The 12,390-nt window shown below is 41.8% G+C and carries 9 protein-coding genes; 5 read left to right on the top strand and 4 right to left on the bottom strand.

The genetic code is table 11. The features are described 5' to 3' along the window. Window positions 1–87 precede the first annotated feature (87 nt). Both asd and dapA read right to left on the bottom strand, forming a co-directional pair. Entirely contained in the window at window positions 88–1,188 is a 1,101-nt protein-coding gene (asd, locus tag HNP77_RS10620) for an aspartate-semialdehyde dehydrogenase (protein WP_184653157.1), read from the bottom strand. A 32-nt stretch (window positions 1,189–1,220) separates the two neighbouring features. Beyond that, window positions 1,221–2,126 (bottom strand): 4-hydroxy-tetrahydrodipicolinate synthase, encoded by a 906-nt coding sequence (dapA, locus tag HNP77_RS10615; protein WP_184653156.1) that lies wholly within the window; start codon window positions 2,124–2,126, stop codon window positions 1,221–1,223. A 159-nt stretch (window positions 2,127–2,285) separates the two neighbouring features. Here dapA and aroC point away from each other — a divergent pair, with 159 nt between their 5' ends. Next, window positions 2,286–3,347 (top strand): chorismate synthase, encoded by a 1,062-nt coding sequence (gene aroC, locus HNP77_RS10610; RefSeq protein ID WP_184653155.1) that lies wholly within the window; start codon window positions 2,286–2,288, stop codon window positions 3,345–3,347. 13 nt (window positions 3,348–3,360) lie between these two features. Then, a complete protein-coding gene (locus HNP77_RS10605; protein ID WP_184653154.1) occupies window positions 3,361–4,668 on the top strand; it encodes a D-alanyl-D-alanine carboxypeptidase family protein in 1,308 nt (435 codons plus the stop codon). 3 nt (window positions 4,669–4,671) lie between these two features. On the opposite strand, the gene HNP77_RS10600 is transcribed toward HNP77_RS10605, so the two are convergent. Both HNP77_RS10600 and HNP77_RS10595 read right to left on the bottom strand, forming a co-directional pair. Then, complete coding sequence (locus tag HNP77_RS10600; protein WP_184653153.1) at window positions 4,672–6,906, bottom strand: polysaccharide deacetylase family protein; 2,235 nt, start codon at window positions 6,904–6,906, stop codon at window positions 4,672–4,674. A gap of 9 nt (window positions 6,907–6,915) precedes the next feature. Further along, the gene (locus HNP77_RS10595) at window positions 6,916–8,109 is read right to left on the bottom strand and encodes a peptidoglycan DD-metalloendopeptidase family protein (RefSeq protein WP_184653152.1); all 1,194 of its coding nucleotides are present in this window, start codon (window positions 8,107–8,109) and stop codon (window positions 6,916–6,918) included. A gap of 59 nt (window positions 8,110–8,168) precedes the next feature. Between HNP77_RS10595 and lepB the strand changes: the two genes are divergently transcribed. Genes lepB through HNP77_RS10580 form a run of 3 tightly spaced genes read left to right on the top strand, consistent with a single transcriptional unit; the run spans window position 8,169 to window position 12,386 of the window. Then, window positions 8,169–8,678, top strand: coding sequence for a signal peptidase I (lepB, locus tag HNP77_RS10590; RefSeq protein WP_184653151.1), 510 nt, complete (start codon window positions 8,169–8,171; stop codon window positions 8,676–8,678). Beyond that, the gene (locus HNP77_RS10585) at window positions 8,669–10,579 is read left to right on the top strand and encodes a penicillin-binding protein (protein ID WP_184653150.1); all 1,911 of its coding nucleotides are present in this window, start codon (window positions 8,669–8,671) and stop codon (window positions 10,577–10,579) included. Before lepB ends, HNP77_RS10585 begins: the two co-directional genes overlap by 10 nt. Then, window positions 10,557–12,386 carry a motility associated factor glycosyltransferase family protein gene (locus HNP77_RS10580; RefSeq protein WP_184653149.1) on the top strand — a complete coding sequence of 610 codons (1,830 nt, stop codon included), beginning with the start codon at window positions 10,557–10,559 and terminating at the stop codon, window positions 12,384–12,386. The genes HNP77_RS10585 and HNP77_RS10580 overlap by 23 nt, the downstream gene beginning before the upstream one ends. Window positions 12,387–12,390 lie beyond the last annotated feature (4 nt).

Genomic DNA, 12,390 nt, shown 5'->3' with positions numbered 1-12,390 from the left:
GAGAATCTAGGGATAGTAGAAGGTTCAATTTAATCATAATCTCTTTATACTCCTAATTTACTTTTTATTCAAGTTCAATTCTGCAACCTAGAGATTGTCAAAAAAGCCCTTTGATTTAAGAAGTTCCGCATTAAGAATACCGCCCATTGCAGCACCACGCTTTGTATTATGGCTCAGTGCAACAAACTTAACGTCAAATACAGCACATTTGCGCAGACGGCCGATTACACATGCCATGCCTTTTTCTGTTTCGCGGTCACGCCTAGGCTGAGGACGATTTTCTTCATGACGTACAACAATCGGATGTACAGGAGCACTAGGAAGTTCAAGTTCCTGCGGCACAGATTTATATGAAGTCCAGATTTTTTCAATTTCTTCAAGAGAAGGTTTTTTATCTTCCGGAAGATCAAATTCAAGAGAAACGCAGGCTGTATGTCCGTCAATTACAGGAACACGGGTACAGGTTGAGCTTACAAGAGGAAGAGCTGCATTTGCAATTTTGTCTCCATCAACTTTACCAAGAATCTTAAGACATTCTTTTTCTGTCTTTTCTTCCTCGCCGCCGATAAACGGAACGATATTATCAATCATGTCAAAAGAAGGAACTCCAGGATATCCGGCTCCACTTGTTGCCTGAAGAGTAGTTACGATCATGCGCTTAACAGGATAACCAGCCTGAATAAGAGCATGAAGAGGCATCATGTAAGTCTGGAGGGAACAGTTAGGCTTTACGGCAATAAATCCTTTTTTCCATCCGTGATGTTCCTGCTGCTTCTTAATAATATCAAGATGAGAATAGTTAATTTCAGGAACAAGCATAGGCACGTCTTCTGTCCAGCGGTTAGCACTTGCATTTGAAACTACAGGGATTCCCTCTGCAGCATAAGCTTCTTCAAGAGCCTTTATTTCATCCTTGCCCATCTCAAGAGCAGAGAATACAAACTTACACTTTCCTACAGCAAGTTTTGCATCGTTTGCATCCTGAATAGTAAGGTTTGCAACATCAGCAGGAATTTCTTCCCCAATAAGCCATTTTGAAGATACAACATCCTTATAAAGTTTTCCGGCACTGCGCGGTGAGGCAGCGACATAAGTTACTTTAAACCACGGATGATTCTCCAGAAGTTTTATATAGCGCTGACCAACCATACCAGTTGCACCAAGAACACCAACACTTATTTTTTCCATAATTCTTCTCCTATCAGGTACATGCAGAGCTGTTAGAGCCTGCAGGCTTTTATTGCATCTTCAATGATTTTTTTTGCTGAATCCACAGGTTCTGCAAGCGGAAGACGTACACTTCCTGCCGGAAGTCCCTTAACGTTCATTGCATACTTTATGCAGGTAGGATTTCCGTCTACAAATGCTGCCCGGAAGAAAGGCTGCAGGCGGTAATGAAGTTCCCTTGCCTCTGCAAATTTTCCGTTCTCACAGTCATGAACAAGCTGACCCATAAGGCCAGGAATCATATTTGTAACTACAGAAATTACTCCGTCTCCACCGGCTGCCATAAGAGGAAGAGTAAGACCGTCATCTCCGCTCATAACGGCAAAATCAGGTTTTGAAAGTTTTATCTTTTCAATTACTTCCATCATCTGGCTGATGTTTCCGCTGGCTTCCTTAACACCGGCAATATTCGGAAGTTCAACGATGCGCTGAAGAAGTGCAGTAGAAATATTTTTTCCGGTACGGCCCTGAATGTTATAAACTACAATCGGAATTCCTACTTTCGAAACAGCCTCAAAATGACGGAAAATACCTTCATCACTAGGTTTGTTGTAATAAGGAGTAACAACAAGTGCAAAATCTGCGCCGAACTTTTTAGCACGTTCACAGTAGCGTACGGCATCTCTTGTATTGTTGCTGCCTGCACCAACCATAATCTTTACGTCACGATTATTTTTTGCATTATATTCTTTAACAACCGGAAATATGATTTCAAGAAGCTTTTCTTCTTCATCTTCATCAAGAGTCGGTGTTTCTCCGCTCGTACCGAGAGGAAGAAGTCCGTCGATACCCTGCTCCAGCTGAAATATTACGTTTTTTCTAAAACCTTCATAGTCTACGTCACCGTTTGAAAGCATCGGTGTTATCATTGCAGTATATGCACCATGTATTAATGCCATGACAGTCTCCTTGCAAAATAAATCGAGTCAATATTAGTGATTTAAAGGGATTTAATCAATTGAATTCTCTATGTAGAAACAAACTTACATAAAGAAACTCGACATTCATTCAACATAAAGATAGAATAACACTTAATTAAACAAAAAAAGGTGGAAATCATGGCAGGGAACAGTTTCGGAGATGCATTCAGGGTAACAACATTCGGAGAAAGCCACGGTTCCGGGCTGGGATGTATAATTGACGGATGTCCGGCCGGAATAAAAGTCAATGAAGAATTCCTTCAGTCAGAAATGGACAGAAGAAAGCCTGGTGCAAAAAGTGCAGCCGTAACTGCAAGAAAAGAATCTGACAGGGCAGAAATTCTCAGCGGAGTATTTGAAGGCATGACAACCGGAACTCCTGTTGCAATCCTTATAAGAAATGAAAACCAGCATTCAAAAGACTATTCCAATATAAAGGATGTTTTCAGACCGGGACACGGCGACTATACCTATTTTGAAAAATACGGAATAAGGGATTACAGAGGCGGCGGACGGACAAGCGGACGGGAAACCTGTGCAAGAGTTGCAGCAGGAGCCTTTGCAAAAATGTTTCTTGCTCAATACGGAATCTCTGTAACAGCATATACAAGAAAAGCTGCGGGAATTCTGGCTGAAGAAACCGACTTCACCGAAATAGACAGAAACCTTATGCGGTGTCCTGATAAAAAAGCTGCAGAAAAAATGCTTGCAGCCGTTGAAGAATACAGGATGAACAAAAACTCCTGCGGCGGAATAGTTGAATGCGTAATAAAAGGAGCCGGAACGGGGCTTGGAGAACCGGTATTTGATAAAGCGGATGCAATGCTTGCTCATGCTGTTCTTTCAATCGGTGCAGTAAAGGGAATCGAATTCGGAGCAGGATTTGAAAGTGCCGATTCAGACGGAAAAACAAACAACGACCAGATGAGAAGCGGACCTGTATTTAAAACAAACAATGCAGGAGGAATTCTTGCAGGAGTAACCAACGGCAATGACATTATTTTCCGCGCCGCAGTAAAACCGGTACCAAGTATTTTTCTTGAGCAGGAAACGATAGATGTAAACGGAGAAAACTGCAGCATAATTATAGAAGGAAGACACGACGTATGCCTCTGTCCGAGAATCATTCCCGTAATAGAAGCTATGTCAGCAATAACAATTGCAGACCTTATTCTGAGAAACAGGGCATCAAGAGCTTAAAAACGGAGCTTACATGAATAAAAAAACAAAAGTAATCGCAGCGGCATCTTCTTCGGCACTGGTAATCATACTTCTGAGCATAATGTTTGAAGTACGGAGATCTTCCATTCTTAACCCTGAAATAAAATCACTTACAGAAAAAGAAACTTCTGCTCTTGAAGAAACACTGGACGGACTTTATCCTGAACGTCAGAAACGGCTTCACAGGCTTCCATACAAAACAGGCTATAATTTTGAAATTAATTCCGCAAGTGCAGTTGTAGTAGATGCGGCAACAGGAAACATAATTTATGAAAAAAATCCGGATGAAGTGATTCCTCCTGCATCAATGACTAAACTTGTAGAAATGGCCGTTGTTTTTGAAGAAATAAAAAATAAAAACATCTCAATGAATGATACCGTTCCCCTACCCCCTGAAAGCTGGAGTAAAAACCTTCCGTATGATGCATCACGCATGGGACTTAACGAAGGCGACAGAGTCAACCTTAAAACCCTTCTTTCTGGACTTGCCGTTGCAAGCGGAAACGATGCTTCAATAGCAGTTGCAAACTACGTTTCCGGAAGCATGGAAAACTTTGTAAAAAGAATGAATGAGCTCATACAGTCTCTTAACCTCAAGACAACATATTTTGTCGAAAGTTCAGGCTACAGTGCAGAAAATCTGACGACACCATACGAATTTACGGATTTTGCACTGTGGTACATAAAAAGCTTTCCTTTCAGCCTGAAAGAATTTCACTCTCAAAAACAGCTTGTCTATAACGGATACACAATCAGCAACACAAATAAACTCTTAGATGAACTGGAAGGCTGTGACGGACTTAAAACCGGCTATATTGACGAAAGCGGCTACAACCTTTCTCTTACGGCAGAACGGAACGGCCAGCGTTTTCTTGCAGTAATAATGAGGGGGCCCGGCCACAGCACTCTGGAAGGAAACTATTACCGCTCTATAGACGGTACAAAACTTATAAATTATGGCTTTGACAATTTTGAAACTTATACACCTGAACAGGATTTTATCTATACGATTTCTAATCCATGCTGCAGGGAAGAAGCTTTTAATCTTATTCCTGCAGAGAACTTAAGTTTTACAGTTCCTAAAAATACAGGAAAAAAAATGCAGTATAAGATTATAAAGCCTGATTTTGTTTCTGAAGAAGTTACAGCCGGACAGTCTTTAGGAAAAATCATTTTCTATGCTGACGGAACGGCATTAAGAACCGTAGATCTTGTATGTGACAGAACTACAACAAAAAAATCCGGACCGTCCCTTCTTGCAGACAAAATTGTCGTATGGTCACTGAGACGGGCCAGATAAACTTTATTTTACAAGTTCAGAAACATCAACAATCTGACAGCCTGAATCAAGTATGGCAGAAATGAGAAGATCAATATTTTCATAAAGATAATCTTTTCTGCTGCCACTGGACTTACCGACACTGACACTGATAATCATTCCGTCATACAAATTTTCTGCAATGGCATCGATAAGCTGGGACGAACTCATATATTTTATTTTAGAATCAGCAGCTGCATCCTCAAAAGAAACGCTGTCCCTGATTCCGGAATATGCTTCTACATAAGTATAGCCGGCTTCAGCAGCCGCCTTTTTCATAAGGTCGCTGGAACTGTAATAAGGTGCATGCCACAAAAGCGAAAGTTCCTTTCCCGTTACCTGAAAGAATTCGTCTTCATTACGGGCAAGACCGCGCTTTATAAAATCTGCATCGATTATAAAATTTGATGACAAAAGATCCGCACTACTGTAAAAAATTGAAGCACATTCACTTCCGGAAGCAACAATCTGTTTTGTTTCTACCGGATACCTGCGTATAAACTCTCCGTCAAAGAAAAAAGTTCCCTTCATGGAAAACTCGTTTAATACACTGAGGATTCTTGCGACACCCTCACCGTTTTCCATTGCATCAAATACAAGGGCAACTTTTTTTATTTTCCTTTCTTTAACGGGAACCTCAGTCTGAGCAAAAACAGGATAGGTAATGACTTTTCCTGCCAGAGACCTTACATAAATGGAATTTGTAAAATTCCTGTTCTGGGAAGAACCTAAGAATACCCTGTACCGGGAATTTTTTTCAGAAGGTAATGCGCGGCCTGACGGTGAAGATCTTTGAACCCAGGATTTTTTTTCAGGGTTCCAGGAATAAGTTTTTTTCGACGACAGTTCAGAACATATTTCAGTTCCATTCCAGAAAGGACTTCCGGAAGAAGAAAGAAACAGTACCTGACTTGAAGAAGCAAGAGTTTTATAATCCATTGTATAAAGGGAAACCGTCTCCACTCCGCCTGCTACAACAGTCGAATTCGTGAGCCAAAGAATCGAAAGGATTTTTTCGCCTGAGATTTTTCCGCAGAGCTTCCACTCCGTAAGATCATAGACAAAAGCGGAATCGTTTCCTGCAAAGGCCACATGCTTTCCGTCCGGAGATATAACAGGAGCAGTTGATTCCGGAACATCCAGAAGAAGTTCCATCCGGCCGTTTTTTCCGTAAAGGGAGTAAAATGCTGCAGTACGCCTGCCTGTACTGAAAGAAAGCATTCCGATCCACAGCACGGGTTTTCTCTCTGAAGTCCACAGCACTTTAAATCCGAGAGGTGAACCTTTTATTCCCGTAAGAGGGTAAATTCCGCGGCTGGTAACATAATCATAGCCTGCTGATCCGACAGAATAATAACTTACAAAGTTTCCGCCTGTAATAACGACAAGCTGTCTTCCATCTTCATCGCAGAAAAATTCATCTGAGGCAGGATTAAAAGCCTGAGGAAGACGCCCCGCAATAGTTCCGTTTCCAACAAAGGAAGAATACAGGCCTCTGGTATACAGTTCATTTTCACGAATACTGTAAATTATATCTCCGCTTACATACAAAAGGGAGGAACTTCCCGTCCACTGTACGCTTGAAATATATCCATCCCCGATTTTACGGTACTCTTCAGGAAGATTTACATTCTTAAAGGCAGAAGAAGGGGTTATAAAATATACAGCTCCGTTTTTTTCATACAGGAGGGCTTTACTGTCAGGAGCCCACTTTACGTTGACACTATCATACCTGAAGGGATTTTCATCAACAAGAATATGGGACTTTCCGCTCATTATCTCAACAAGCACAAGCTGTCCCTGCGCATTCTTTGTCTGGTTTACATAACAGAGCCATTTTCCATCCGGACTTGGACTTACGGCACCAATTTTCGTATATTCCACCGGAATGCGGTCACTTTCAGTTTTCCAGGAAAGGGAATCATCGGCAAAAGAATACCAGGCTGTTCCGTATCTGTTTCTAAGCTGAAGGGTGGCATTCTGATTAAGAAGTTCCATTTTTTCCGGAAAGCAGGTCAGCAGTTCAGGAGCACCGGAAATCTTTTCCTCACCAAGATTTACAGTAAAAAGAGAATCATACTCACTTGCTCCCGGCACCTTCTGATGTACGGTAAACAGAAGGGAGTCTTTCTGATTAAGATCAAGTCCTGAAAAAGACGCCTCTCCATAAGCTAAAAGCGAACTGATGAAAACAGCAGCCGAAAAAAATACCTTCTTCATACATTCACCTTATTTTATAAGTGTAAGAGGGTCAATAAGCTTTCCGTTTTTATAGACACTGAAATGCAGGTGAGGACCAGTAGAATAGCCGGTATTACCTACAAGACCAATCTTAGTGTCCTGTGTTACGCTCTGACCTTTTTTACAGCTGATCTTGCTCATATGTCCGTAAAGAGTCTGATATCCGTCGTAATGATTGATGATTACATAGTTTCCGTAAATGCTTGAATAACCGGTAAAGCTTACCTTTCCGCTGAGGGCAGAATAAATCGCAGTTCCGGTAGGACATGCCATATCAATTCCGGAATGGCGGGACTTAACCCCGGTAAAAGGATCCGGACGCAGCCCGAATCTTGATGTAAGGCGCCATGATGCACGGATAGGTTTTGTAAAAAGTTCTCCCATTGCCCTCTGAAGAGTAACGCTGTCAAGCTTTGCACCCGGAATAAAAAGACTTTCCCCTACACTGAGAACTTCTGATTCAAGTTCATTAACATCAAGAATATCTTCCACTGTAACTGAATATTTTACCGAAAGACCGGCAAGAGTTTCTCCCTTCTGTACCGTGTGAATAAGTCCGTCTGATGAAGGAACTTTAAGCTTCTGCCCTGCCCGCAGGGAACGTACGTTTGTAATTCCATTTACTGCAATGAGTGTAGAAATATTTGAAAGTCCGAATTTACGGCTTATGGAACTTACCGATTCTCCGCTTTTTACAGTATAAGTCTGATAAGTAACATGATCCCTTACGGCTGCCGTCTGAACGGAAGAAATACCGTCGGCATCAAAAATATTTCCTTCATTATCAAAATATGAACTGTCGGCAAATTCACTCATCATACGGTCAATACGCTCCATGTCCGGAGCAAGAAATTCCACAGGAAGTGCAGTCTCAGCCTTTTTTTCAAGATAACTGCTTATGCATACCGGAAGAGCAACAGTTGCTGCGGCACAAAGGGGAATCCACCAGTATGAAGGAGCATAGCGTACCACTGCAGAACCGGCAGAACGCAGGGCAGCCGCACAGACAGAAGTTGTTTCCATGCGGAGCTTTTTTAAGAATGCAGCAGCAGAGCCCTTTATATTTGCAAAATTCAGTCTGACAGGGAATGATGCAGTACGGCTGAAAGAACGGGCAATTCTGTTTCTTCCTGAATAAGATTTTGAAAATGACATTTGTGACGAACAGTTAAATATTTCCATATATTCATTATCGACACAAATATTTTTACATATTAGAATTATTAACCGAAAGACAGTCTATGAAAAAAGAAATCATATTAAACTTCATCATAAAAATACTGATAATAACCCTGGCAGCAGCAATAATACTCAAGCTTTTTGTAATTGAATTCTATAAAATCTCCGGAATTTCAATGGAACCTGCGATTCATTCAGGTTCAACGATAACAGTAAACAAAATATCCTACGGACTTGTAATCCCGTTTTCAGACAGAACCCTTTTCAACTGGTCACGACCAGAAAGGAATGACATCATCGTTTACATGTACAATAACCGCATGATAATAAAAAGATGTGTGGCCACAGCCGGTGATACGCTGGAATATTCCTATGATTCGGGCTATAATCTAAAGGTAAACGGACTTACTGTACCGCTGTCGAAACAGCAATACGAAAATCTAAAAAACAATACGTCGGTTCCGGAAAATACAGTTTTTGCACTGGGAGACAACTTCGCAATTTCCAGTGACTCAAGAAACTACGGTTTCGTTCCGGTAAACAACGTTTTAGGCAGAGTTTTATGCAGGTAAACGGATTTTTTCACAAAAAGCGCTTCATTACCGTACTTTCGGCATTCGTACTTTTTACGGGATACACAATATGGAGTTTCGCTCACCTGTCATTCATGAAAAAAGTTCCGGTTACGGAACGGACCGCAGAAAAGAACCATGCCCGCGGTTCAATCGTAGACAGAAACGGAAAGCCTCTTGCAGTCCAGACTACATTTTACACGCTTTCAGTAACTTCAAAGAACGTACCTTCACCGGAACAGTTTGTAAAAGATATAGCAGCAATAATTGACATCGACGAAAAGGCAGCTGTTGAAAAAATAGAAAATACTAAAGAAAGTCCTTCCACCGTACTGAAAAAACGCATTACACAGGATGAACACAATGCCCTTACGGACATGTTTGCAGAAAAAAACTACAGAAGTTTCTGGAGAATGGACAAGGTTCCCGGACGCATCTATCCTGAAAATGCACTGGCAAGCCAGCTTATAGGCTACATGGGAACGGAAGGAAACGGGCTCTCAGGAATAGAGCTCAGCCAGAACGCACTGCTGTCCTCAAATAAAGAGACAGACGGAAAAACTGAGGGTACAGACGAAGAAAAGCTGCGTTCAACCCAGAACGTATACCTGACCATAGACTCTTCCCTTCAGTATAAGCTTGAACAGATTGCAGCGCAGGCAATGAATGAACATCAGGCCGAAAGCGTAATGCTCATTGCTTCTTACGCCAGAACGGGAGAAATTCTGTCATACATAAGCCTTCCTTCTGCAAACCTGAATGACTATACCTCATACCCTGCGGAATACAGAATCGACAGACCTGCAGTAACAGTTTATGAACCGGGCAGTGTTTTCAAAATATTTTCAGTAGCAGCATTTCTTGAAAACGGATCAATAACCCCTGATGACAGTTTCAAATGTGACGGAATCTATTCAAGAAAAACCTCAGGAGGAGAAAGAATCTCAATCAAATGCCTTTCCAGCCACGGATATGTTACTGCAAAAGATGCCCTGAAATACTCCTGTAACGATGCCCTGGCGCAGATGAGTGAGACAATAAATACAGACACCTTCCTGAAATACCTGCATAAGTTCGGATTCGGAGAAAAAACCGGTGTCGAACTGCCGTCTGAAACAAAAGGAATACTCAAGGATCAGAATGACCGGCTCTGGTCAGGAAGATCAAAGCCAACCATCTCAATAGGACAGGAAGTTTCCGTAAGCGCACTCCAGGTCGTTCAGGCAGCTACCGTCATAGCAAACAGAGGCATCAAGGTTCCCCTTACTTTCATCCACAGAATAACGGATGCAGAAGGAACAACCACCTATACCCACGAAACGGCTCCCGGAGAACGGGTAATAAGTGAATCAACTGCCAGATATATCCTCGAATGCATGGAAACCACAGCCAGAAGCGGTACGGGAACAAAAGCCTCCCTGAAAGACATTTCCATAGGCGTAAAGACAGGGACAGCCCAGATGACAGACCTTTCAACAGGAAAATACAGCACGACGGACTTTATTCCTAACTGCATAGCTGTTTTTCCGGTAGAAAATCCTGAAATAGTTCTCTACATCGTCATAGAAAAGCCAAAAGGAGAAACCTACGCAGGACGTATCGTTGCTCCTGTAATCGCACAGGCAGCTGATGAAATAATAGACTATCTCGGCATGGACAGAGACCAGGCACCTTCCTTTGAGCATTCCGGCTACGTCACTATAGAAGGCTCCAGTCCGATACAGGTTGAAGCATCAGTTCCGGATTTTACAGGAAGACCAAAGCGAGACCTTCTTTCTCTGCTGAAATCAGGAACCATCAAATTTGAAATACACGGGGAAGGATGGGTCGTAAGACAGAATCCTCCTGCAGGAAGCCCGGTAACAAAGGACATGACCATTGAACTCTATCTTGAACACTAATCTTGAATTTTTCAGACAGAGATTTCCTGCACTATATGAGATTACGGACAGAAAACCTTCTGAAACTACAGTTCTCTCTCCTGCAAAAAACGGTGAACTAACTGCCTGTGAAAACGGACTGTGGCTTCACTCCAGATACAATCCGTCTTCAGAAGCAGAAAAACTGACGGAAGATTTTGATGAAGACCTTCATGAAACGGCGCTTTTTTTAGGCTGCGGACTTCTTTACGCTCCTGAAGTATTTGCAGAAAAACATCCTGACGCAAACATAATTATTGTAGAAAAAGATCAGGGAACTTTTTTTTCAGCCCTGAAATCAAGAAATCTTGAAAAACTCTTTACCCATAAAAAGCTTGCCATAGTCCTCACAGAAGATACAGAAAACGCTTCTTCAGTAATTAAAAACTACCCGGCCTCTAAAATAAAAATATTTGCATTTCCAAATCTTATCCAGAAAAATCGTGAATGGTACGCCACAATAATTCAGTCTGTAAAAAAAACTGCCGAGCGGGAAAAGGTAAACACAAAAACTCTGGAAAAATTTTCATCCCTCTGGCTTAAGAACAGCTGCAAAAACCTCAGATACAGTTTTACCCTGGACGGAGTGAATAAATTTCACCAGACAGCAGGAAACCTTCCCTTTACTGTAATTGCAGCAGGTCCAAGTCTTGAAACGCTTATTCCATACCTGAAGGAAATAAAGAAAAAAAGCATTATTGTATGCGTCGACACGGCACTCCATGCACTTCTGGCCAATGATATCCAGCCGGACTTTGTTGTTCTGGTTGATCCTCAGTATATCTGCGCGCTTCATTTAGAATTTCTTTCTGCACCTGAATCAATTCTCATTGCAGAAAGTGCGGTCTACCCTTCCGTGCTTAGATTCAACTGTAAAGAAACAATACTGTGTTCATCAAATTTTCCCATGGGAAAATATTTTGAAAACCTTCTGGGAGAAAAAGGCAGGCTTGGAGCAGGCGGAAGCGTTGCAACCGTTGCCTGGGATTTTGCAAGATACTGCGGGGCTAAACAGATCTTCATGGCTGCCCTTGATCTGGGGTTTCCCGGTAAGCAGACACATATAAAAGGTTCTCAGTTTGAAGAGAAAGCCCACGTAACTTCAGACAGAATGACTCCGGCTGAAACATTCAGTGCAAATTACATAATGAGTGCACCTCTTAAAAAAGCCGTAAATTACGATCAGAAAGAAATTCTCACGGATTTACGGATGAGTATTTTTTCTTCCTGGTTTGAAGCCTCCTGTAAAAATGCCGAAAATTCAGGACAGAAAACATATTCACTTACTAAAGAAAGCCTTGCAATAAACGGAATTACCCCTTTCTCAATCGAAGAATTCCTTAAGCTTGAAGACCTGGGAACAAAACGCTCAGAATTTTACATCAAAGCAACTGCCCAGAATCTTTCGATAAAACGGCAGCTTAAAGAAAACAATACTCCGGCTTTTGATACAGTACTTGAAAGCTTTACAGAAAACCTTGATTTTCTCATTCAGACAGCAGAAGAAGGCTATTCCCTGTGCAGAAATGCAGTTACAACGCTGAAAAAGCATAAACAGCTCAACCTGTCTTCTGTTTTTATGAAACTTGACGGCATTGACAGAAAAATACTCACATCTTCCGCAAAAAATGCAGCTGCACTTGTATTTCCGACAAAAGAACAGCTGGACAGCCTGTGCACGAATCTGTCAGAGGATAAAAACATCCGACAGTTTGAATATTCCGGAATTGTCTATGAATGCATTCTGAAAGCCTGCAGGGCTTATCTCAGCCAGCTTAAAGACTGTTAAAAAA

The organism is Treponema rectale (assembly GCF_014202035.1).
In the GTDB taxonomy this organism is placed as follows: domain Bacteria; phylum Spirochaetota; class Spirochaetia; order Treponematales; family Treponemataceae; genus Treponema_D; species Treponema_D rectale.
This window is presented reverse-complemented; position numbering and strand designations above follow the sequence as displayed.